This window comes from Curtobacterium sp. MCLR17_059 (assembly GCF_003234665.1).
Lineage (GTDB): Bacteria > Actinomycetota > Actinomycetes > Actinomycetales > Microbacteriaceae > Curtobacterium > Curtobacterium flaccumfaciens.
Genome location: NZ_QKSU01000015.1, coordinates 36,380 through 57,733 on the forward strand (window position 1 = coordinate 36,380; position 21,354 = coordinate 57,733).

General features: G+C 72.9%; 22 protein-coding genes. 9 read left to right on the top strand and 13 right to left on the bottom strand.

Annotated elements, in window-relative coordinates; genetic code table 11:
* Positions 1–8: 8 nt before the first annotated feature.
* Together DEJ12_RS16525 and DEJ12_RS16530 are read left to right on the top strand one after the other, a co-directional pair.
* Complete coding sequence (locus DEJ12_RS16525) at positions 9–278, top strand: hypothetical protein (RefSeq protein ID WP_071248265.1); 270 nt, start codon at positions 9–11, stop codon at positions 276–278.
* Between the two features lie 175 nt (positions 279–453).
* Positions 454–1,398, top strand: a complete 945-nt coding sequence (locus tag DEJ12_RS16530) for an acetamidase/formamidase family protein (protein ID WP_111030834.1) — start codon at positions 454–456, stop codon at positions 1,396–1,398.
* 180 nt (positions 1,399–1,578) lie between these two features.
* Here the strand turns inward: DEJ12_RS16530 and DEJ12_RS16535 are convergent, their stop codons facing one another.
* Positions 1,579–2,331, bottom strand: a complete 753-nt coding sequence (locus DEJ12_RS16535) for an SDR family NAD(P)-dependent oxidoreductase (protein WP_071406021.1) — start codon at positions 2,329–2,331, stop codon at positions 1,579–1,581.
* 95 nt (positions 2,332–2,426) lie between these two features.
* Between DEJ12_RS16535 and DEJ12_RS16540 the strand changes: the two genes are divergently transcribed.
* Positions 2,427–2,837 carry a MarR family winged helix-turn-helix transcriptional regulator gene (locus tag DEJ12_RS16540; RefSeq protein ID WP_110864348.1) on the top strand — a complete coding sequence of 137 codons (411 nt, stop codon included), beginning with the start codon at positions 2,427–2,429 and terminating at the stop codon, positions 2,835–2,837.
* Positions 2,834–4,171, top strand: a complete 1,338-nt coding sequence (locus DEJ12_RS16545) for an MFS transporter (RefSeq protein ID WP_372439462.1) — start codon at positions 2,834–2,836, stop codon at positions 4,169–4,171. Before DEJ12_RS16540 ends, DEJ12_RS16545 begins: the two co-directional genes overlap by 4 nt.
* A 196-nt stretch (positions 4,172–4,367) precedes the next feature.
* Here DEJ12_RS16545 and DEJ12_RS16550 read toward each other — a convergent pair whose 3' ends face one another.
* Positions 4,368–5,261 carry an alpha-E domain-containing protein gene (locus tag DEJ12_RS16550; protein WP_111030836.1) on the bottom strand — a complete coding sequence of 298 codons (894 nt, stop codon included), beginning with the start codon at positions 5,259–5,261 and terminating at the stop codon, positions 4,368–4,370.
* Between the two features lie 131 nt (positions 5,262–5,392).
* On the opposite strand from DEJ12_RS16550, the gene DEJ12_RS16555 reads away from it, so the two are divergent.
* Both DEJ12_RS16555 and DEJ12_RS16560 read left to right on the top strand, forming a co-directional pair.
* Entirely contained in the window at positions 5,393–5,911 is a 519-nt protein-coding gene (locus tag DEJ12_RS16555) for a MarR family winged helix-turn-helix transcriptional regulator (protein WP_111030838.1), read from the top strand.
* 10 nt (positions 5,912–5,921) lie between these two features.
* Positions 5,922–6,125 (top strand): hypothetical protein, encoded by a 204-nt coding sequence (locus DEJ12_RS16560; protein ID WP_027465064.1) that lies wholly within the window; start codon positions 5,922–5,924, stop codon positions 6,123–6,125.
* Positions 6,126–6,169: 44 nt separating this feature from the next.
* Here the strand turns inward: DEJ12_RS16560 and DEJ12_RS16565 are convergent, their stop codons facing one another.
* The 6 genes from DEJ12_RS16565 to DEJ12_RS16590 all read right to left on the bottom strand — a co-directional run bounded on the left by DEJ12_RS16565 (position 6,170) and on the right by DEJ12_RS16590 (position 12,390).
* Entirely contained in the window at positions 6,170–7,018 is an 849-nt protein-coding gene (locus tag DEJ12_RS16565) for an NAD(P)-dependent oxidoreductase (protein ID WP_258375601.1), read from the bottom strand.
* 61 nt (positions 7,019–7,079) lie between these two features.
* Complete coding sequence (locus tag DEJ12_RS16570) at positions 7,080–7,694, bottom strand: M23 family metallopeptidase (protein ID WP_111111139.1); 615 nt, start codon at positions 7,692–7,694, stop codon at positions 7,080–7,082.
* A 343-nt stretch (positions 7,695–8,037) separates the two neighbouring features.
* The gene (locus tag DEJ12_RS16575) at positions 8,038–8,394 is read right to left on the bottom strand and encodes a hypothetical protein (RefSeq protein ID WP_111030844.1); all 357 of its coding nucleotides are present in this window, start codon (positions 8,392–8,394) and stop codon (positions 8,038–8,040) included.
* A 135-nt stretch (positions 8,395–8,529) separates the two neighbouring features.
* Positions 8,530–9,276 carry a 1-acyl-sn-glycerol-3-phosphate acyltransferase gene (locus tag DEJ12_RS16580; RefSeq protein ID WP_111030846.1) on the bottom strand — a complete coding sequence of 249 codons (747 nt, stop codon included), beginning with the start codon at positions 9,274–9,276 and terminating at the stop codon, positions 8,530–8,532.
* Positions 9,277–9,363: 87 nt separating this feature from the next.
* Complete coding sequence (recQ, locus tag DEJ12_RS16585) at positions 9,364–11,232, bottom strand: DNA helicase RecQ (RefSeq protein ID WP_111024949.1); 1,869 nt, start codon at positions 11,230–11,232, stop codon at positions 9,364–9,366.
* Positions 11,233–11,241: 9 nt separating this feature from the next.
* Positions 11,242–12,390, bottom strand: a complete 1,149-nt coding sequence (locus tag DEJ12_RS16590) for a CPBP family intramembrane glutamic endopeptidase (protein WP_111030848.1) — start codon at positions 12,388–12,390, stop codon at positions 11,242–11,244.
* 36 nt (positions 12,391–12,426) lie between these two features.
* Here DEJ12_RS16590 and DEJ12_RS16595 point away from each other — a divergent pair, with 36 nt between their 5' ends.
* Positions 12,427–13,350: an EamA family transporter gene (locus tag DEJ12_RS16595; protein ID WP_111030850.1), complete on the top strand. Its 924-nt coding sequence runs from the start codon at positions 12,427–12,429 to the stop codon at positions 13,348–13,350.
* Between the two features lie 165 nt (positions 13,351–13,515).
* Here the strand turns inward: DEJ12_RS16595 and DEJ12_RS16600 are convergent, their stop codons facing one another.
* Positions 13,516–13,983 (bottom strand): GNAT family acetyltransferase, encoded by a 468-nt coding sequence (locus tag DEJ12_RS16600; RefSeq protein ID WP_111030852.1) that lies wholly within the window; start codon positions 13,981–13,983, stop codon positions 13,516–13,518.
* Positions 13,984–14,077: 94 nt separating this feature from the next.
* Between DEJ12_RS16600 and DEJ12_RS16605 the strand changes: the two genes are divergently transcribed.
* Together DEJ12_RS16605 and DEJ12_RS18145 are read left to right on the top strand one after the other, a co-directional pair.
* Positions 14,078–14,887 carry a class E sortase gene (locus DEJ12_RS16605; RefSeq protein ID WP_258370630.1) on the top strand — a complete coding sequence of 270 codons (810 nt, stop codon included), beginning with the start codon at positions 14,078–14,080 and terminating at the stop codon, positions 14,885–14,887.
* A complete protein-coding gene (locus DEJ12_RS18145) occupies positions 14,884–15,060 on the top strand; it encodes a hypothetical protein (protein ID WP_156463787.1) in 177 nt (58 codons plus the stop codon). The genes DEJ12_RS16605 and DEJ12_RS18145 overlap by 4 nt, the downstream gene beginning before the upstream one ends.
* A 22-nt stretch (positions 15,061–15,082) precedes the next feature.
* On the opposite strand, the gene DEJ12_RS16610 is transcribed toward DEJ12_RS18145, so the two are convergent.
* The 4 genes from DEJ12_RS16610 to DEJ12_RS16625 form a co-directional block, all read right to left on the bottom strand.
* Positions 15,083–18,073: an AAA family ATPase gene (locus DEJ12_RS16610; protein WP_111030854.1), complete on the bottom strand. Its 2,991-nt coding sequence runs from the start codon at positions 18,071–18,073 to the stop codon at positions 15,083–15,085.
* Positions 18,073–19,236 carry an exonuclease SbcCD subunit D gene (locus DEJ12_RS16615; protein ID WP_111030856.1) on the bottom strand — a complete coding sequence of 388 codons (1,164 nt, stop codon included), beginning with the start codon at positions 19,234–19,236 and terminating at the stop codon, positions 18,073–18,075. Before DEJ12_RS16615 ends, DEJ12_RS16610 begins: the two co-directional genes overlap by 1 nt.
* Before the next feature lie 61 nt (positions 19,237–19,297).
* Entirely contained in the window at positions 19,298–20,509 is a 1,212-nt protein-coding gene (locus DEJ12_RS16620; protein WP_111030858.1) for a S24/S26 family peptidase, read from the bottom strand.
* A 68-nt stretch (positions 20,510–20,577) separates the two neighbouring features.
* The gene (locus tag DEJ12_RS16625; RefSeq protein WP_110864334.1) at positions 20,578–21,177 is read right to left on the bottom strand and encodes a hypothetical protein; all 600 of its coding nucleotides are present in this window, start codon (positions 21,175–21,177) and stop codon (positions 20,578–20,580) included.
* Between the last annotated feature and the right edge of the window lie 177 nt (positions 21,178–21,354).

The window sequence follows — 21,354 nt, forward strand, 5'->3', positions numbered from 1 at the left end:
GAACGACGATGGACATCGACTTCACCGCGATCGGCACGGTCGCCGGCGTCGGCTTCGTGGCCGCCGTGGGCCTGGTGCTCGTGTACACGCTCGGCCTGCGGCTGCTCGGCACGGGGCAGCCGGACGACGCGGGCGGCGAGCGCACGCAGTACTCCGACGAGACCCCGCGCTCCGGGCACACCCCGCCGGCGGCACTGGCGGGAGCCGTGCTGTGCTTCGCGCTGTGCATCGCCGCGGTGCTGGCGGGCATCTGGTTGACGATCCCCCAGTTCCACTGAGGACGTTCCTTCCCAGAACACCCGCGATGGCTTGTGGAATCGGGCGTACCTGGTCAGAACTTCTGACCAGGTACGCCCGTTCCGACCAGGCATGCCCGATCCGACCAGGTACGCCCGATCCGACCAGGTACGCCCGGAACCGCCCCGCACCCCACCCGCCTGGGATGATCGACGGGTGACCACCCACCACCACCTCGACGCCACGGTCCACTCCGCCGTCGACGTCTTCACCGCAGAACGCCAGCCGGTCCTGACCGTGGACCCGGGCGACACGGTGACCGTCCGCACCCTGAGCGCCGCGGGCTACACGGAACGCCAGCCGGGCCCGGGCCTGGACGCCCCGACCCTGATCGACCCGCGCCGGGGCCACTGCCTGGTCGGGCCGATCGCCGTCGCGGGAGCACGTCCGGGGATGGTCCTGGCGGTGCACTTCGACGACCTCGTGCCCGACGACTGGGGCTACACGGCCTCGGGCGGGGTCGACTCCCCGGTGAACCGCGCACTCGGCCTGACCGATCCGGCATCGCGCGGCCCGCTCCTCTGGGACGTCGACGTGTCCGCCGGAGTCGCCGTGAACCAGCTCGGCCTCGGGGTGCGGACGGCACCGTTCCTCGGCGTCGTCGGCGTCCCACCCGAGCCCACCGGCGAACACTCCACGATCCCGCCCCGCACGGTCGGCGGCGGCAACGTCGACTGCCGCGAGTTGATCGCCGGCTCCACCCTGTACCTGCCCGTGACGGTGCCGGACGCCCTGCTCCACGTCGGCGACGGGCACGCGGCGCAGGGCGACGGCGAGGTCTCCGGCACGGCGGTCGAGTGCGGCATGACGACGACGATGACCCTGACGCTCCTCGATGCGGCCCCGGTCGAGGGCGTGCACGCCGACACCCCCGCCGGACGCATCACCTTCGGCTTCGACGCCGACCTCAACGTCGCGACGGCCACGGCGCTCGACCGGATGGTCGACTGGATCGCCGGGCTGCACGGGATCGGCCGCGCCGAGGCCCTCGCGATGGCGAGCGTGGCGGTGAGCATGCGCATCACGCAGGTCGCGAACCGCACGTGGGGCGTGCACGCCCTGCTCCCGAACGACGCGATCCTGACGGACGCGCGGCGCTGAAGGCCGGGAGGCCCGCCCAGCGCGAGCCGACCGGCGAACGCTGGGCGGGCCTCCCGTCCGACGTTCCTTCCCATCGCACCCGCGCTGGAAAGCGGAAACGGGCGTACCTGGTCGGAAGAACCGACCAGGTACGCCCGTTTCGACCAGGTACGCCCGGAACGACCAGGTGCACCGGACCCGTCAGTGCGCGGAGTAGCCGCCGTCCACCAGGTGGTAGCTGCCAGTGATGAACGAGGCCTTGTCGCTCAGCAGGAACAGCACGAGCGCGGCGACCTCGGCGTCGGTGCCGAGCCGCTTCGAGGCGTGCTCGTCCTCGAGCGCCGCGATGGCCTCGGGCGAGAGCGACTTCCGGAGCAGCGGGGTGTCGATGAACCCGGGGCCCACGGCGTTCGTGCGGACGCCCTGCGACGAGTACTCGAGCGCGGCGACCTTGGTCAGTCCGGCGAGCGCGTGCTTCGAGGCGACGTAGGCCGCGTTCTGCGCCATGCCGACCGTGCCGAGCACCGACGCCATGTTCACGATCGCACCACCACCGGCGGCCACCATCGCGGGGATCTCGTAGCGCAGCCCGTAGAAGACGCCGTCCAGGTCGACTGCACGGACGCGGTCCCAGGCGGCGATGTCGTACTCGCCGATCGGCTGCGGTGCTGCGCCGATGCCGGCGTTGTTCACGGCCAGGTGCAGCGCGCCGAACGTGTCGACCGCGAACTGCACCATGCGCTCGTTGTCCGCGGCGACCGCGGAGTTGGCCTCGAACGCGCGGGCGGTGCCACCGGCCTCCACGATCGACGCGGCGACGCGCTCGGCGCCCGCCAGGTTGATGTCGGCGACGACCACCGTGGCGCCCGCCGCGGCGAGCTCCTTCGCGACCGACTCACCGATGCCGCTGCCACCACCGGTGACGACGGCGACCTTGCCCTCGAACTCGGACATGTTCTCCTTCTCTCTCGGCAACACGTGTTGTCTACAACCACGGTACACCCGAATTGAAGTTCGTTCGCTGAACTAATGAGATAGGCTAACGACCGATGACCGACGCCACCGACCTCCGCATCGCGGTGAACCGGCTGTCCCGCACCCTCCGTGCCCAGAAGGCCGACTCGAGCGTCACGGACGCGCAGTTCTCCGCCCTCGCCCGACTGCACCGCGACGGCGCCATGACCCTGGCCGACCTGAGCCGACAGGACGGCGTCACCCCGCCCTCGATGACGAAGACCATCGCGGTGCTGGTCGAGCGGGGCCTGGTGTCCAAGTGCGGGCACGGCGACGACCGCCGCAAGGTGCTGCTCGGCGCGACGCCCGCCGGAGCCGCCTTCGTCGAGGAGACCCGACGCCGCCGCGACGGCTGGCTCTCCCCGCGGCTCGCAGCACTCACCGCCGACGAGCGGGGCACCCTCGCCGACGCCACCGAGATCATGAGGAGGCTGGCCCAGCAGTGACCGCCATGTTCCGCTCCCTCGCCGGACGCAACTACCGCATCTGGTTCGCCGGGGCCCTGGTGTCGAACGTCGGCACCTGGATGCAGCGCACCGCCCAAGACTGGATCGTGCTGACCCAGCTCTCCGACAACAACGCCGTCGCGGTCGGCATCACGATGGCCCTGCAGTTCGGCCCCCAGCTGCTGCTCCTGCCACTCACCGGGCTCGCCGCCGACCGGTTCGACCGCCGGAAGATGCTCATGCTCACCCAGGGCCTGATGGGGCTGCTCGGGCTGGGACTCGGCGTCATGGTCCTCACGCACACCGCCACCCTGCTCGCGCTGTACGGCTTCGCCCTGGCACTCGGCATCGTCGCCGCGTTCGACGCCCCGATCCGGCAGGCCTTCGTCTCCGACGTCGTGCAGGGCGAGGACGTCTCGAACGCCGTCGCCCTGAACTCCGCGTCGTTCAACGCCGCACGCCTGATCGGCCCCGCGGTCGCCGGTGTGCTCATCGCGGCGATCGGCTCCGGATGGGTGTTCGTCATCAACGCCGGGTCGTTCCTGGCCGTCCTGCTCGCACTCCGGTTCGTCGACCCCGCCCAGCTCGCCGAACGGGTCCGGGCGGGCCGCGGCAAGGGGCAGATCGTCGCCGGCTTCCGGTACGTCCGCACCCGGCCGGACATCGTCGTCGTGCTCTGCATGATCTTCGTCGTCGGCACGTTCGGCGTGAACTTCCCGATCTTCACCTCGACGATGGCGCGGGTCGAGTTCCACCAGGGCGCCGGCGAGTTCGGGCTGCTCAACTCGGTGATGGCGGTCGGCTCGGTGCTCGGTGCGCTGCTGTCCGCCCGACGGGACAAGCCGCGGATGCGCACCCTCGTGCTCGCCGCCGGCGGGTTCGGGCTCGCGTGCACCGCCGCCGCCCTCGCCCCGACGTACTGGACCTTCGCGATCGTGCTGGTGTTCGTCGGACTCGCGTCCCTGACCTTCATGACCACCGCGAACGCCCTGGTGCAGACCACGACGAAGCCCGCGATGCGCGGCCGCGTGATGGCGCTCTACATGGCGATCTTCGCGGGCGGCACCCCCATCGGCGCCCCGCTCGTCGGTGCCGTCGCCGACGCCTTCGGCCCACGCTGGGCGATCGTCGTCGGCGCGGCCTCGGGCTTCGTGGCGCTCGGGATCGCGCTCGTCTGGCTCGTCCGGTACCAGCGGGTCCGGCTGCGCTACGACGCCGACTCGCGGCTGCACCTGGCGATCACGCACGCCGTGCCGGTGGTCGGCTCGCGCGCGGCGCTCCGCCGCGAGCTGGAACGCGACGAGACGCTCGCCGACCGCTCCAGCGCCGTCTGACGGACCGGCGGGTCGCCCTGCCCGTCGGCCGACGGCCCGTGACGCACCGACCGTCGGACGGGAGGCCCGCACCGGCGCCGCCACGGGCCTCCCGTCCGGCGCCACCCGGGCCCACGGCGGCAGTCACGACGCGCGCACCGGCCCGGTCCCGCCACACCCGCGCCGACCCGGCACCGGACACGCGCGCCGGGCGGGCTCAGAGCACGGGCGCGGACGACGCGAAGACGCGCTCGTCGAGGGCCGCGGCGACGCGGTCGGCAGCCACCGCCAGCCGTTGCCCGACGTCACCCGCCACCGCGAGCGCCGACTCCTCCGGGATGCCGTCGAGCAGGACGCGGACCTCGTCGAACCCGGCGACCTCGTCCGCGACGCAGGACGGGGCGACGTCGGCCAGGCACTCGGCCGCTCGGTGCACGGTGAAGCGCAACGACCGCGGGCTGTGCGCGTCGAGGAGCAGGAAGGCGGCGGCGTCGGACGGCACCGGGGCGTGGTCACGGCCGCGCAGGAAGGCCTCGCCCGCGCCGCACGCCCGGAGCGCCGCCGTCCACGAGGTGACCGCGTCCGGCTCGAGCAGCCGCGACGCCAGCAGCCGTGCGGTGGAGGCGCAGCGGGTGAGCGAGCGCCCGAGGGTGAAGAACTCCCACACCTCGTCACGGCTGGCATCCCCCTCGACCACCCCGATGGCGAGGGCACTGCGCTCCCGCACCCAGCCGAGGAACTCGTGCGCCCGGTCGGGGGCGATCTTCCGGGGCATCCGCGACCGCGTGACGTCGAGGCAGTCCCAGAGCTCGCTCGAGACGACCTCGCGGGCGCGGCGTGCGTGGTCGCGGGCGACGGCGACCGCGGCGGCGATGGACGCGGGTTCGTGCCGGTCGAGTGCGAGGGCGTCGACGGTGGCGGCACGGTCCGGGTCGTTCGCGGGGCCGGTGGTCCCGATGACGCTGCGGAGCTCGGTGGACACGAGCCGGTCGTCGTCGAGGGTGCCCGGTTCGCGACGCGCGACGTAGACGTCGAGCAAGCGTGCGACGACGTCGGTGCGCTCCACCGCGCTCCCCACGTGAAAGACGTTCCCCGCGAGGCGGCTCAGCACGGCTGCTCCTGCATGTCCAGAACCTAACGAGCCGGCGTTGCCGGGGTGTTACAGAACCGCGTCACGGGTGTTGCAGGTGTCCCGTCTCCGCGCTCGCTAGACAATCTAACTAGAGCGTCTAGCATTGGGGCATGACGTCCGAGGTGATGACCAGCACCGCGGGGTACTGGTACGAGGACTCCGCGGTCTCCGCCGTGGACGTCCTCAACGCCCTGCGGCGGTACCGGACGGCCGAGAGCGCTGCGCAGCGCCGAGCGCGCGAGGCACTGGGGATCGGCGAGAACGCCCTGCTGGCGATCCGGTTCCTGATCGACGCCGAGCACGACGGCCGCACCGTCAACGCGAAGGACCTCGCCGAGCGGCTCGAGATCACCGCGGCGTCGACGTCGGCGCTCGTCGACCGGCTCGTCCGCAGCGGACACGTCGAACGGCACGCCGACCCGAACGACCGCCGTGGCGTGATCCTCACCGCCACCGGCACCTCGATGCGGCACGCGCTCCGGGTCATCGAGGAGCTCGACGCCCGCGCGCTCGAGGTCACCGAGCACCTGCCGAGCAACGAGATGGCCGTCGTCGTGGACTTCCTGGACGAGATGGTCCGCGTCGTGGACGAGCTCGACGCCGGGTCGGACCACCTCCGTCGCGCGTAGCCTGGACCGCATGGACCCTCGCGGCGAACACCACCCCGAGGACGACATGCCGTTCGCCGAGCTCGACTCGCGGGCTCGCGCCGACGCCGCGCTCCGACGGATCCAGGCCGGGTCAGATCCGGCTCGTGAGGCGTTCGACCTCGCCAACACCATGAACGACGAGGCCGTGGGGCGGCTCACGAAGCGCCTGCGGCGGCTGTTCCGTCGGGGCTGATCGGTCGGCGGATCCGCGCGTGTGCGCGTGCGTGTGCCCGTGCGTCAGAACGCGGTGCCGACCGCGGCGATGTCGTCGCCCCCGTGGCCGGCTGCGCTGGCATCGGCGTAGATACGCCCGAGCGCCTCGAGCAGCGTGGTGGACACCCCGGCGGTCCGGGCGGCCTCGGTGATGAGTCCGATGTCCTTCCGCAGCCCGTCGAGTGCGAACTGGGCGGGGAACTCGTGGGCGATCATCGCGGCACCCTTCGTGTGGGCGTAGGCGGAGTCACTCGCGCTGCCCTCGATGGCCTGCAGGAACAGCGCGGGGTCGAGCCCGAGCGCCGCCGCGAGGGCCAGGGACTGCCCGGTCGCCGCGGTGATCGAGGCGATCCAGGCGTTCGCGGCGAGCTTGAGCGCGGTGCCGTCGCCGACGTGGTCGCCGGCGCGGACGGTCTTCGCGCCGATCGCGTCGAGCACGGGGTCGACACGGTCGAGCAGGTCCGCCGGTCCGGCCGCGAGCATCGTGAGCTTGCCCTGTTCGGCGGGGGCCTTCGTGCCGAGCATCATCGCCTCGACGAGGGTGATGCCGTACTTCTCGGCCAGCTGCACGATCGTCGCGGTGCCGTCGACACCGATCGTCGAGGCCTGCACCCACACGGCGTCGGTCGGGGCGTCGCCGGCAGCCTGCTCGAGGACGTCGACGACCACATCGGTGTCGAACAGGGTGAGCAGGACGACCTCGGCGTGCTCGACGGCAGTGCCCGGGTCGCTCGCCACCGTCGCGCCGCGGTCACTCAGGGGCGAGGCCTTGTCAGCACTGCGGTTCCAGACCGTCACCCCGTGGCCGTCGCGGAGCAGTGATCCCGCCACGCCAGCACCCATCGCACCCGTCCCCAACACCGTCACTCGCACGTGCGTCTCCGTCCTGGCGCGACACCGTGCCGCGACCGCTCCGACGCTACGCCCGACGCCGTCAGAGGAGCCCGCGAGCCTGCAGCCAGGCGGCCGGGTCGATCGGGGTGCCGGCCACGATGACCTCGAAGTGCAGGTGGGCGCCGGTCGAGACGCCCGTGTTGCCGACGGCCCCGAGGCGCTCCCCCGCGCCGAGGACCTGGCCGGGGCGGACGTCGATCGCCGACAGGTGCCCGTACCGGGTCGCGGTGCCGTCGGCGTGCTGCAGCAGGACCTGGTTGCCGTAGCCACCGAGCACACCCGCCGAGACGACCCGACCGGGCAGCGCGGCGACGACCGGGGTCCCGATGGCTGCGGCGAAGTCGACCCCCTGGTGGTTCGAGGAGCAGGCCGCGCAGCCGACGACCCAGCGGGAGCCGAAGCCACCGGCGTCCGGGATCGCACCGGCCGTGGGGCGGGCGGCGCCACCGGTCGGGCCCGAGCCACCGGGCACCCGGAGCGCTGCGGCAGCACGGCCGACCGAGAAGTCGTCGCGGCCGGCCGTCGGCCCGGTCGAACTGTCGGCGACGAAGTGCTGCATGCCGGCCGGTGCCGACGTGGGTTCCGGAGTGGTCGGAGCGGCGACGGCGGTCTGCGGGGAGCCGACCGCGACGAACAGGCACGTGACGGCGGTCACCGCCGCGGCGGGAAGGGTCCGCCGGGCGGGGATCCGGAAGGACGCGGGGCGGCGGCGCGTGGGAGTGGCCGGCTGCGTGGAGGCAGCCGGCTGCGTGGGAGCGGCCGACCGCGTGGACCGGCTGGGCTGTGGAGGCCGGGTGCGTCGTGTGGGCTGGGTGGAAGCCGGGGTGGCGGGAGGGGGCACCGCCACCCCGGCGGCTCGGAGCGGCCCCGGCTGTGCAGCGTGCCGGGCACGGCGCAGCGGGGGCTCGGTCGGTCGGTCGGCGGCGCGGCGCTCGGCACCGCGTGGGCGCCGGGGCAGGTCGTCGTCGAGGGTCGTCATCGTGGGGTGCCCGGCCCGGTCAGACGCGGACGACGCCGTCACGGGCGATCCGGTCCAGCTCGCACACGACGGCGTCGACGACCGCGCGGGTGATCGCGTCGGCGACGGTCTCGACCAGGACGAGGTGCTCGGGGCGGATCGTGACCTCGGTCACCAGGGCCGATGCCACCCGCACCGGGATCTCGTCGATCGCGGCGACGAGCGCGGCCGGCACCAGCGTGGAGTCACCCGGACGGACGGGTGCGGACATCGGCGAGGTCGGCACCGGGGTCACGACCGCGAGCGCCGGTGACGGGGTGGAGCGCACGGTGGAGTGCGGAGCGTCGGCCTGATCGCGACGCTGGGCGATGGAGTCGAAGAGCGGGGTGGAGGACATGCTGCGGACGGTCCGATCTGGATGTCGTGGCTGGTCGTTCTCGGGCGACCGGCGATGGCGGCGTGCCGAGCGGCACGTCCGCCATTCAACCATCGATATTTCAGATGTGCAATAGTGACCGGACAGTTGCGGCGATCAGTCGGGGTCGACGGCGGCAGCGGTCGGGTCGTCCGGCTGCAGCGCACGACGGACCCGCTCCACGATCGTCGCGGGCGGGTTGTTGTAGGTGTTCGCCGGCTCCTGGCCGCTGAGTTCCTGGATCGCCGCCATCACCGCATCGGTCGCGTGGCGCCGAGCACGACCGGACGACGCCTCGCCGAAGGACGACAGGTCGATCGGCTGCCCGAACTCGATCGTCACGCGGGCGAGCTTCGGCAGCCGGGACCCGACCGGCTGGACGTCCTCGGTGCCGGTGAGCGCGACGGGCACCACGGGGGCGCCACTCGTCAGCGCCAGCCACGCCACACCCGTGCGGCCCTTGTAGATCCGGCCGTCGAGCGAGCGTGTGCCCTCCGGGTAGATCGCGAACGCCTCGCCCTCCTGCAGGCGTGCCAGCCCGAGGTCGAGGGCCTGCTGCGCCGCCGCACCCGCGCCGCGCTCGACCCCGATGGCACCGATGCCCCCGAAGAACGCGCGCGATACGGCTCCCTTGAGGCCCGAACCCGTGAAGTACTCCTGCTTCGCCAGGAACGACACCTTGCGCGGTGCCATGAGCGTGATCGCGGGCGAGTCGATGAACGAGCGGTGGTTGCTCGCGAGGATCACCGCACCACGCTTCGGGACGTTCCGACGACCGATGATCTTCGGGCGCCACAGCAACCGGGCGAGCGGGGTCACCACCGCGCGACTGAGCACGGTGGCGAACTTCGTCGAACCGGACACCGGACCTCCTCGTGGTGACGAGCTACCGAGTGTAATGAGGCGCGCGGAGGGCACATGCCCGGAACGGCATGCAGTGCTGGTCGGGGATCAGTCGGCCGCGGCGACGACGTCGAGGACCGCGCGCCCGTACCGCTCGAGCTTCGCCGCGCCGACGCCGGAGATCTCGCCGAGCTGGTCGACGTCGGCCGGTCGGACGGCGGAGATCCCCCGGAGCGTCGCGTCGTTGAACACCACGTACGCGGGGACGCCCTGCTCGCGGGCTTCGGCAGCACGCCAGGCACGCAGGGCCTCGAACAGGCCGACGGCTTCCTGCGGCATGTCGGTGACGACCGTCCGTCGACTGCTGCGTCCGGCTCGCGGAGCCTTGACCGGGTCGCGACGCATCCGCACCTGCACCTTGCCGGTCAGGACCTCGGCGCTCGTGGGACTGAGGACGACCGTGCCGAAGCCGTCGCCGGACACCGCCGCGTAGCCCTGGGCCAGCACCTGTCGTGCGACCGCGCGCCACTCGCCCTCGGACAGGTCGGCGCCGATGCCGAAGGTCGCCAGGGTGTCGTGTTGGAGCTCCTGCACGCGGGGAGACCGCTTGCCGATCAGGATGTCGACGAGGTGCGAGACGCCGTACCGCTGGCGGCGCTCACGCTCGAGCCGCACGACGGTGGACAGCAGCTTCTGCGCGGGGACCGTGCCGTCCCACGACTCCGGCGGCGCGATGCACGTGTCGCAGTTGCCGCACGCCGTGCTCTCCTGCCCGAAGTACGCGAGCAGCCGCACCCGGCGGCACTCGATCGTCTCGCACAGGCTGAGCATGGCGTCGAGGTGGGCGCTGAGCTGCCGACGGTGTGCGGCGTCGCCCTCGGACTGGTCGATCATCCGCCGCTGCTGCACGACGTCGTTCAGGCCGTACGCGAGCCACGCGGTGGCCGGCAGCCCGTCACGACCCGCACGGCCGGTCTCCTGGTAGTAGCCCTCGACCGACTTCGGCAGGTCGAGGTGCGCCACGAACCGGACGTCGGGCTTGTCGATGCCCATGCCGAACGCGATCGTCGCCACCATGACGACGCCGTCCTCGCGCAGGAACGTCGACTGGTTGCGGGCACGCACCCGGGCGTCGAGGCCCGCGTGGTACGGCAGAGCGTTGATCCCCTGCTCGGCCAGGGCGGACGCGGTGCGCTCCACGGAGTTGCGGGACAGGCAGTACACGATGCCGGCGTCGCCGCTGTGCTCCGTGCGGATGAAGGTGAGCAGCTGCTGCAGCGCGCCGGTCTTCGGCTCGATGCGGTACTGGATGTTCGGCCGGTCGAAGTCGGCGACGAAGTGCGCGGCGTCGTCGAGGCCGAGCCGTGCGGAGATCTCGCGGTGGGTCTGCGGGGTCGCGGTGGCGGTGAGGGCGATACGCGGCACCGTCGGCCACCGCTCGTGCAGGACGCTCAGCTCGAGGTAGTCGGGTCGGAAGTCGTGGCCCCACTGGGCGACGCAGTGTGCCTCGTCGATGGCGAACAGCGAGACGCGCGCCCGGTCGAGGAGCGCACGGGTGGACTCGAGCCGGAGCCGCTCGGGCGCGAGGTAGAGCATGTCGACCTCGCCCTGCACGACCGCCCGCTCGACCCGGGACCGTTCGTCGGGGCCCTGCGTGGAGTTGAGGAACGCGGCCCGCACGCCGTTCGCAGCCAGGGCGTCGACCTGGTCCTGCATGAGGGCGATGAGCGGCGACACCACGACCCCGACGCCGTCGCGGACGAGCGAGGGCACCTGGTAGCAGAGGGACTTGCCGCCACCGGTCGGCATGAGCACCAGGGCGTCACCACCGGCCACCACCTGGTCGATGATGGCCGCCTGCTCGCCGCGGAAGTCGTCGTAGCCCCACACGCGGTGCAGCACGTCGAGCGCAGCGGCACGGGGTGCGGACACGGCGGCGGGAGCAGGCACGGCAGCGGACGCGGGCGTGGTGCTCATGCCACGAGCCTACGGGCGACCGGCGACACCCACCGCACTGTCCACAGCACCGTCCGTGTCGGAGCCGGCACGGTGGTCGGAACCGGCCACGTCGCCCGCGCGGGCCGGCGTGGTCGCCCAGCCCGTGCCTCCCGGCCGGGTCCAGCGGACGCCGCCCGCCCAGGCCGGGGTCACACCGCGGAACCGGGGTGCCTCGTGCCCGGCGAACCGGCGGTCCAGCCCCCGCCACCACGCCAGGAACTCGACCATGCCCCAGAACGCGAGCGACGTGACGAGGGTGACGAGCGTCCCCTGCCAGGTGCCGTTCGCGTCCGACGAGGTCAGGTCGATCCCGGACCAGCCGGGCGCCTGCAGCACGAAGATCATGATGTTGTTGAACGCGTGCTGCAGGACCGTGGCCTCGAGCCCGCCGGTCCGGAGGACGATGATCGCCGCGATCAGGCCGAACGAGCCGACGTCGAGGATGCCCCAGACGTTGTAGCCGTTCGGGATGTGCAGCACCGCGAAGACGACCGTCGAGACCGCCACGGCGATGATCGTGCCGACGCGACGCGGGATCCACGACGCGACGGTCTGCATGAGGAAGCCGCGGAAGATGTACTCCTCGGCAGCGCCCTGGAACGGGACGAGCAGGACGACGAGGACGATCGTCAGGGTGAGGGTGCCGAGGGAGACCGTCGACTGGCCGATCGCGTCGTGGTTCCAGGCGAAGCCGCCGTCGGTCGTGATCATCCCGCCGTCCCAGAACAGACCGGTCTGCCAGACGAACATGAACGCCGCGATGACGAGCGTCGGCAGCAGGCACCAGGCAGTCCAGGCCCACCGGACCCGGAACCGCGTCGACGACAGGATGCCGGCCGGTCCGATCCTGGCGATCTTGACGGCGAGCAGGATGCCCGGCAGCAGGACCACGAGCGACACCAGCGACAGCGACAGGATCAGCGGGTCGGTGGGGTCGAGCGCGCCACCGGCCAGGTCGTTCTGCAGGTCGATCAGGGCTTGCGGCCCCTGCGTTGCGCCGATCGGCACGAAGTACGCGACCGCGATGACGATCTGCGACACGAGGTACCACCCCGCCAGGAACGCGAGGGCGACGAGCGGCCGCCACCACCTCCACCGTCCGTCGATCCGGGGCAGGCGCTGGTAGGGAACACTCACGCACCGCAGGGTACCGGGCCGGGCAGGATGGGAGCCGTGCTCACCGTCCTGTTCGGCCTGTCCGGCGCGATCGTCTACGGGTTCGCCGACTTCCTGGGCGGACTCGCCTCGCGCCGGGTCCGCCCGATCGTCGTCACGGCGGTGGCCGCCGCGATCGGGATCCTGCCGCTGCTCGTCGGACTGGTGGTCCTGGGTGGCGTGTTCTCGTGGCCGGCCGCGGTCTGGGGTGCAGTGGCCGGGCTCTCCGGCGGTGTCGGGGTGCTGCTGCTCTACGCCGCACTCGCGATCGGACCGATGAGCGTGCTCTCCCCCGTCACCGCCGTCTTCGCGGCCGTCGTGCCGGTGCTCGTCGCGGTGTTCCGCGGCACGGTGCTGTCGCCCGTGGCGACCGGCGCGCTCGTGGTCGCGGTCGTCGCGGTGGTCCTGGTCGCGGTGGTCCGGGACCCCTCGGGCGCGCGGCTCACCGCCCGGGGCGTGGTCGCCGCCGCCGTCGCCGGGTGCGGCTTCGGCGGGATCGTGCTGGCCTACGACATGACGCCGTCCGACTCCGGCATCGCGCCCCTCGTGGTCGCGCGGGTGCTGCAGGCGGTGCTGCTGGGTGCGGCGGCGATCGTCGTCGTGCTCCGGACGGGAGGCCCGGTGTCCGCCGCGACGTCGGCCCGCCCCGACGGGGCTGCCGCCGTCCGCGAGCCTCGGCCGGGTGGCGCATGGGGTCCGCGGCTGCTGGTCATCGTCGCCGTGTGCGGCGTCTTCGACGCGATGGCGAACGTGTTCATCCAGGCGGGGCTGCACAGCAGCGACGACCCGGCGACCCTGCCCGTCGTGAGTGTGCTCAACGCGCTCTACCCGATCGGGACGGTGGTGCTGGCCGGGGTCGTGCTGCGGGAACGCTTGACCGCGCAGCAGTGGATCGGCATCGTGCTGGCGTTCGTCGCGTCGGTGGCGCTGGCGTTGGCGTAGCGCGCGGGTCGCGGCGGGGTCGGGCGGGGCCGGGCGGGGCCGGGCACGGTGCCGAGTCGTTCGAACCGTGCGAGGTTGACCGCCCGGTGCGGACTTGCAGCACCGCACCGAGCCGCCAACGCCGCACCGGATGAGCGAACCCGCACGGTGCGACGGCGGGCGCGGTCAGGCGTCGGGGATGAGGCGCTTGCCGAGCGAGACCGTGCGGTCGTCGGTGTAGCCGAGGGACGCGTAGAACCCGAGCACCTGCTCGTTGCCGGCACGCACCTGCAGGTTGAGCTTCGGGCAGCCGAGGTCGGCCAGGAGCCGCTCGAACTCGGCCATCAGGGTGCGACCGACGCCGGAGCCCTGCAGGTCGGGGCGCACGGCGAGGTAGTTCACCCAGCCGCGGTGCCCGTCGAAGCCGGCCATGCCCGCGGCGACGACGCCGGCGTCGGTGTCGGTGTCGGTGTCGTCGGTACCGGTGTCGTCGGCCTGGGGCTCGGCGACCAGGAAGAGCTCGGGCTGGACGGTCAGCTTGCGGGCGATGTCACGTCGGGGGTCGTTCCAGGGTCGGACGAGGCCGCACGTTTCCCACAGGGCGACGACCGCGTCGGTGTCCTCGGTGCGGAAGGGGCGGATCCGGTACTCCATGCCCCCACGTTAACGGGGGTGGGGAGAACGTCGTCACCGGCCTGTCGCCGTGATCTGATAGACCTGTCCGACCACCCAGCCGATCAGGAGCCCCGTGACCGCACACGACACCCTCCCGTCGCGCCGCAGCGCACGGGACGACGAAGCCGGTTCGCGGTCCCGGCGTTCCCCGCGCAGACGGCAGACGGTCGGCGGCGCGATCGTGTCGCTCGTCGCCGAGTTGCTCATCATCGCGGGCGCCGGCACCGGCCTGTACGTCGTGTGGACGGCGTGGTGGACCGACGTGGTCGCCGTGAACGAGCAGACGAAGCTCGTGCAGGGCCTCGACCAGGTCAAGACCCCGAAGGTCGAGGGCACCGAGCACCGCGGCACCGCACCCGTGCTGGACGAACCGCCGGGGTTGTCGGACGTCTTCGGCACGATGCAGATCCCCCGGTTCGGCAAGGACTACAACCGGCCGATCGGCGAGGGCACGGATCGTGAGAAGGTCCTCAACACCATCGGGCTCGGCCACTACCAGGACACCGCGATGCCCGGCGCACCCGGCAACTTCGCCGTCGCCGGACACCGGGTCACCTACGGCAAGCCCCTCAACCAGATCGCGGAGCTCAAGAAGGGCGACTCGGTCGTGGTCCGGGTCACCGACGCGAAGACGAAGTTCGACGTCTGGTACGTCTACAAGGTCACCGACAGCCAGATCGTCACGCCCGACAAGATCGAGACGATCGCGCCGGTGCCGAACAAGCCGGGTGTGGAACCGACCCCCCAGGACCGCTGGCTCACGCTGACCGCCTGCCACCCGATGTGGTCCGCGGCGGAGCGGTTCGTGACGCACGCGAAGCTCGACTACTGGATGCCCGCGTCCGAGGGCACCCCGAAGGAACTCTCGGAGACCGTCAAGTGATCTTCCCCCTGGTCTGGCGGCTGCTGCCCGGCCCCACCGCCCTGAAGGTGCTCGAGCTGCTCGTGCTCCTCGTCGCCATCGTGTTCGTGCTGTTCCAGTGGGTGTTCCCGTGGATCGCGGCGGACATCCTGCCGCCGCCGGACGGCACGGTGGAGTCGACGCCGACCCCGTAGCGTCTGGTCGGGTCGGGTCTGGTCAGACCGTGGTCGTCACCTGCGACCCGCCGGCCGGGGTGCGTCGCACCGCGATCCGCTCCGGGATCCGCTGCTTGAGTTCCTCGACGTGGCTGACGATCCCGACCTGTCGCCCGCCCGCGGTCAGTCGCGACAGCTGCCCGATGACGTCGTCGAGGGTCTCGGGGTCGAGCGTGCCGAACCCCTCGTCGACGAACAGGGTGCCGAGCGAGACCCCGCCGGCCTCGGCCTGCACGACGTCGGCCAGCCCGAGCGCCAGGCACAGCGACACGGTGAACGTCTCGCCGCCGGACAGGCTGCGGGGATCGCGGACGGTGTCGGTCGTGTGGTCGTGCACGGCGAGGGCGAGCCCCGTCCTTCGCGCCCGTGACCCGGATTCCCGTTCGTCGGAGGTCTCGAGGGTGAAGCGCCCGGCGAGCATGCCGCGCAACCGGTCGTTCGCTGCCACCACGACGTCTTCGAAGCGCCGCATGAGCACGTAGGTGCCGAGTGTGATGCCGGTCGGGTTGACCGATGCCACCCCGTTCGCGACGTCGGCGAGCCGGACGACCGCGCGGCTGCGGGCCGAGGTCTCCTGTCGCGCACGGACGGTGCGGTCGACCTCGGTCGCACACTGCTCGACGGCTTCGGCACGGTGGGCAGCGGTCACCGCGAGCCGGGTGGCCTCGTCGAGCTCGGCCGTCGCGCGGACCCGTTCGGCCTGGGCCGCCGGCACGTCGAGCTGCTCCGGATCGTCGTCGGCGGCCTGCACCACCGCGGGGTCGTCGAGCCCTGCCCGCACGACGGCGCGTTCGGCCTCGGCGGCGCTGATGCTGCTGCGGAAGCGTGCGACGGTGTCGGGGTCGAGCAGGCCGGCTCGTGCGGCGTCGACGTCGGGGAACCCCTGCTCGTCGAGGACCCGGGCGACCTCGGCGCTGCGCTCGTCGCGGGCGCGGGCAGCGGCAGCCGCGCGGTCGTCGGCCTCGGCGACGGCGCGGAGCACCGTCAGCCGTCCGTCGAGTTCGTCGACCACGGCCCGGAGCGACGCAGGCGAGCTGCCGTTGTCGCTGTCGAGCAGTGCTGCGAGCCGGTCGATCGCCTCGTGCACGGATCGCAGGTCGGCCTCGAGCCGCTCGGCATCGGAGGCCGCGGTCGACGCGAGCACCGTGCGCCGGGCGTCGAGGTCGTTCCGTTCGCGCTCGAGCGCCCGCGTCGCGGTGTCGTGCGCCGTCCGCTCGCGCTCGTGCTCCAGCACCAGCGCCGCCGCGTCGTGCGCCGCTCGGACCCGCTCGTCGGCGGCCACCGCCATGGCGTCGAGGGCGACCGTGTCGACGGTGCCGACGACGTCGGTCAGCCGGAGGTGCTCGGCGCGCTCGACGGCCAGGTCGGCCGCGGCGTCGGCGAGCTGCTGATCGGCCGTACGCGTGGCGTCGCCCGCGGACTCCACCGCCTGGATCGTCGGGTGGTCGTCCTGCGGCGCGGCCACCGACGGGTGCGCCGTCGATCCGCAGACCGGGCAGGGGTCGCCGGGGGTCAGCGCGGCACCGAGCTCTCCGGCGAGCCCGGCGATACGGCGCTCGCGCAAAGAGCGTTCGGCATCGAGCGCCTCGGTGGCCCGACGGCGGGCATCGACCACGATGCGTTCGGCACCGGCGACGCGCTGCTCGGCACGGTCGCGGGCGGCCAGGTCGGCGCGGAGCGACTGCACCCGGGCGACCTCGTGCGCGGCGGCGTCGGCGTCGGCAGCGGTCGTCGAGGCGGTGCGGGCGGCCTCGACGATCCGGGCTCGTTCCGTCGGCCGGGCCTCGAGCGCGGTGTCGAGGGCGGCGAGGTCGTCGGTGAGGCGCGATGCGGTCGCAGTGGCCTCGGCGATGGCGGTGCGCCTGGCGTCTGCGTCGGCCTCGACCGCGACGAGGTGCCGGACGTCGGACAGGGCGTCGGTCAGCGAGTCGCGGCGCCGGGCGACCTGCTGTGCGTCGACGGCGCCGAGTGCGTGCTGCTCGCGCAACCGGGCGGCTGCCGCGGCGGTGTCGTCCGCCCGGACGGTTGCGGCGTCGAGGCCGTCGGCCACCGCGGCGACCCGGGCGGCGCGCTCGGCCGTCGCGACCGCGGCCCGTGCCTGCTCGATCGCCGGGGCGTCGTCGTCGAGGAGCGCCTGGCGCCGCAGCAGCCCCGCTCGTCGCTCGAGGGCGGCCGCACGGGCCGTCACCGATCGCTCGTGCTCGGTCGCCGCCGTCGCAGCGGCAGCCGCAGCCGTCCGGGCCGCCCCGGCGGCGTCGGCCGTCGCGCGGAGGGACGCCACCGTGCCGGGGACGACGGACTCGTCGGCGTCAGCGAGGTCGGCCGCCTGCGCGAACCGGGCCAGGGCCTCGCGGACGCGGTCGTCGGCCCCCTCGACCTCGGCCTGCACGGCCCGGCGGCGAGCGGCGAGCTCGTCGGCGGTGCGGTCGTAGACCTGGGTGCCGAACAGCGACTGCAGGAGCTTCCGGCGGTCTTCCCCCGGGGAGCGGAGGAACCGTGCGAACTCGCCCTGCGGCAGCACCACGGTCTGCAGGAACTGCGCGCGGTCGAGCCCGACGATCCGGGCGATCTCGACCCCGACCTCGGGGATGCGGGACGACATGGGCTCGCCGGCGACGTCGGACGGCGCGGCGAGCCGGAACAGCTGCACGGACGCCTGCTGCTTCACCGTGCCGGTCCCCCGCTGCTTCGGGCGGTCGTACTGCGGGGTGCGCCGGACCCGGTACGTACCCGCACCGGTCTCGAACACGAGCTCGACGAACGGTTCGACCGCGGGGTCGGCGTGCTGGCTGTGCAGCCGGTCGGAGCTGGCGTCGGATCCGGCGAGTCCGCCGTACAGGGCGAACACGACGGCGTCGATGATCGTCGACTTGCCGGAACCGGTCGGCCCTTCGAGCAGGAAGACCCCGGAGGCGGCCAGCGCCGCGAAGTCGATCGTCACGAGGTCGGGGTAGGGCCCGATGGCGCGCAGTTCGAGTCGGTGCAGGTACATCAGCGGTCCCCCTCACGCTGCAGGGCGAGCACCGCGGCCTCGTACGCCTCGGTCAGCACCGCGCGTTCGTCGTCGTCGGGCAGCCCGCCGGTGGCGAAGGCCACGAAGTCGCCGGCGACCTCGACCGGGTCGGACGTCGCGGTGACGGCCCGCGCTGCGGTGGCGGCCGGCCGGTCCGCCGGTTCGTGCGTGATCGCCAGGGCGTGCGGGAAGTGGTCCTTCACGCGGGCGTACATGCGTTCCGGGTGCACGGTGTCGGTCACCGCGACGCGGACCCAGGCGTCGGCATCGGCCCGGAACTCCCCGGACTCGATGGCGTCGATGCTGCCCCGCACGTCGACGAGCCGCCGCGGCACCGGGGTCGGTACGAGCTCGACGGTGACGGCACCCGCCGCGTCGAGGTCGGCGATCGTCACGGACTTCCGCTGGTGCCGCTCGCCGAACGAGAACGCCAGCGGCGACCCGGCGTACCGGATCCGGCCGTCGTCGCCGACGCGCTGCGGGCCGTGCAGGTGCCCGAGGGCGACGTAGTCGAACCCGTCGAACACCGACTCGGCCACGCGGTCGACCCCGCCGACGCGGATGTCCTGCTCGCTGTCGCTCGGGTCGGCGCCCCCGACGAAGGCGTGCGCGACGACGACGCTGCGGGTGTCGGCCCGCGTCGCCAGGTCGGCGCGGATCCGTTCGGTTGCGGCGTGCACGACGGCGTGGTGCGAGCGGGCGAGGGGTTCGTCGGGGACCGCAGCCAGGGCGTACCGCGTGAGGTCGGGGTGCAGGTACGGGATGCCGTACACGGCCACCGGGCCGTCGTCGTCGGGCACGAGCACCGGATCGGCCACGTGGGCGGGCTCGGCGAGGATGCGCACGCGCTGCCCCATCACGCCGGCACCGAAGCCGAGCCGCGCGGCGGAATCGTGGTTGCCCGGCGTGAGGACCACCGTCGTGGTCTCGGCGAGGCGCTCCAGCACGCGGGAGAGCATGCGGACGGCGTCCACCGGCGGGATCGCACGGTCGTAGACGTCGCCGGCGATGACGACGAGGTCGACCGCGCGCTCGTGGGCGAGGTCGACGAGCCAGTCGGTGAACGCGGCCTGGTGCTCGAGCAGGTCGGCACCCAGCAGTGTGCGGCCGAGGTGCCAGTCGCCGGTGTGCAGGATGCGCATGCGGCCACGGTAACGCCGGCCGGGGACATCTCCGGACACCTCGCGGTGCCCTGTGGAGGACTCAGGCGGTCACGCAGCTGGCGGACGCCAGGCCGAGGACCGAGACGACCCGGACCTTGACGGTCGGTGTGCTCGTCGCCGTCCAGTTGTTGCCGAGGTTCGTGCGGAGGTGCAGCGTGTACGTGGTGCCGAGGTTCAGGAGTCCGGCACCCCCGTAGACCATCGAACGGGCACCGACGGTCGTCGTGCTGGCCACCTGCGTCGTCCCGTTCATCAGGTCGAACGACACCGGCACGGTCGCGCCGTTGTCGTAGGTCCAGGTGATCGTCACCGTGTTCGACCCGGCCGGGGCGCAGGTCAGGGTGGGGACACCGGTCGCCGTGCCCGCCGTGAAGGCCGCGGTCGGTGCGACGGTGGTCCGCGACCACGGGGCCGCGTCCGCCGCTCCGGGCAGCAGGACGCCGACTGCCGCCGCGAGCGCGAGCACCGCGGCGCCCCCGCCGACGCGGCGCAGGCGCCGCCTGCGACGGACTCGTCGACGCAGCGCGCGACGGGTGAGGACGGTGGGCGCGGCGGTCGGGAGGCCCGTGGCGGCGCCGTCCCGCGCCTCCAGGCCGTCGTCCGTACCGCCCACCGGACCGGCAGCGTCGTCCGGACGGGCCGCGTCGTCGGGGCCACCGGCCGCACCGTCGGCGGCGTCGTCGTCGTCGGCGTCGGCTTCGACGAGTCGCCGGAGCGACCCGTCGATCGTGCAGAGCGCGAGCACCGCGGTCAGGCCGAGCGCGAGCATCGCGACCAGACCCCACTCCCCCGCGCTGATCCAGCGGATCGGTGTCCCGATGAACGGGATGCGCAGGAAGGCGATGCCGTGCACGGCCGAGCGCTCGATCGGTGTGGAGTCCTGCTGCGGGTTGGCGTCGCCCTTCGTGACCATGGTGCCGCCGGGGCCGTCCTCGACGTAGCGGTGCATGCGCAGGTGGTCCGCCTGGTCCGGGTCGTCGGCCAGCAGGACCTTGCCCGTCGCGATCTCGCCCGAGCCGACTGGGCGCGAGACGACCACGTCGCCGGGGACGATCCGCGGCTCCATCGAACCGGTCATCACGGTGGTCGGCTGCCACCCGATGAGCGCCGGCGCGGCCGCCCAGAGCGCGAGGCCGAGCAACGTCGCGACCACGCCCCGGGCGAGGGTGGCGACGACGACGCGCCCCCAGTCGACGGCGTCACGGACCGCTGCGTGCGGTGCGGGACCACCGTGCACTGCGATGCTGCTCATGACTGCCTTCGACCGGGGGCGCGTTGCGGGGAGGGAACGGACGGGGCTGGTTCGGCCCCGGTCCCGGCTCAGCTGTTCTGGGCCTCCCAGGTGAAGCCGAGGGCTGCGGTGCCGCCCTGCACGGTGTTCGGGGCGGTGCTCGAGACCGTGTATGTGACGCGGTAGACGCGCGTCTCGGACGCGGTGCCGGTCGGGGCCCAGGTGCCGACGCCGGTCGCGTAGTTGGTCGAGGCGGCGCCGAAGCCCGCGACGGTGCCGCTGTAGAGCGAGCCGCCGGTGGCGGCCGGGGTGAAGCCGGAGCAGGAGCCGAAGCCGCCGCCGGTGCCCTGCTCGACGGTCAGGTTGACGTTCGCCGCCAGGTCCTTCGTGGTCGAGACGTTCGTGCCGTAGAGCTTCACGGCCGAGGGCAGCGAACCGGTCGAGGTCACCGCGATGCAGTTCGCACCGGTCGAGCCGGGCTTCAGGTTGTTCGCCGTGAACAGCGCGGTGTTGTTGTCGTCGTCGGACAGGGCGACACTGCCGGCCGTCCAGTTGTTCGTCGGGTTGACGGTGGTCGAGGAGAAGGCCGCGTACGAGGCCGTCGAGACGACGACCCCCGAGGCGACGAGGGCGGCGGGGATGGCGATCCAGGCGGCGAGGCGGGCAGCACGAGGCGTGACACGAGACATGGTTGGACTCCGTGAGGAAGAGATCTGATCGGTGGTTCGGACGGGCCCGCGGTGGTTGGTCGCGCTACGTGCCGAGGTGGTACGACGATCAAGCTACTTGGCCCTCGAGCAGCTCACAAGACCTGAGATGTCCCCACTGATGGGGGTATCTTGACGAGTGAGTTACTTGTTGACTGA

Excerpts from the sequence above, each read along its gene's own strand:
- DEJ12_RS16625 (WP_110864334.1), bottom strand. The coding sequence starts at position 21,177 with ATGTCTCGTGTCACGCCTCGTGCTGCCCGCCTCGCCGCCTGGATCGCC.
- DEJ12_RS16560 (WP_027465064.1), top strand. The coding sequence starts at position 5,922 with ATGGACCCTCGCGGCGAACACCACCCCGAGGACGACATGCCGTTCGCC.
- recQ (WP_111024949.1), bottom strand. The coding sequence starts at position 11,232 with ATGAGCACCACGCCCGCGTCCGCTGCCGTGCCTGCTCCCGCCGCCGTG.
- DEJ12_RS16615 (WP_111030856.1), bottom strand. The coding sequence starts at position 19,236 with ATGCGCATCCTGCACACCGGCGACTGGCACCTCGGCCGCACACTGCTG.
- DEJ12_RS16610 (WP_111030854.1), bottom strand. The coding sequence starts at position 18,073 with ATGTACCTGCACCGACTCGAACTGCGCGCCATCGGGCCCTACCCCGAC.
- DEJ12_RS16575 (WP_111030844.1), bottom strand. The coding sequence starts at position 8,394 with ATGTCCTCCACCCCGCTCTTCGACTCCATCGCCCAGCGTCGCGATCAG.
- DEJ12_RS16555 (WP_111030838.1), top strand. The coding sequence starts at position 5,393 with ATGACGTCCGAGGTGATGACCAGCACCGCGGGGTACTGGTACGAGGAC.
- DEJ12_RS16540 (WP_110864348.1), top strand. The coding sequence starts at position 2,427 with ATGACCGACGCCACCGACCTCCGCATCGCGGTGAACCGGCTGTCCCGC.
- DEJ12_RS16525 (WP_071248265.1), top strand. The coding sequence starts at position 9 with ATGGACATCGACTTCACCGCGATCGGCACGGTCGCCGGCGTCGGCTTC.
- DEJ12_RS16620 (WP_111030858.1), bottom strand. The coding sequence starts at position 20,509 with ATGAGCAGCATCGCAGTGCACGGTGGTCCCGCACCGCACGCAGCGGTC.
- DEJ12_RS16600 (WP_111030852.1), bottom strand. The coding sequence starts at position 13,983 with ATGGAGTACCGGATCCGCCCCTTCCGCACCGAGGACACCGACGCGGTC.
- DEJ12_RS16535 (WP_071406021.1), bottom strand. The coding sequence starts at position 2,331 with ATGTCCGAGTTCGAGGGCAAGGTCGCCGTCGTCACCGGTGGTGGCAGC.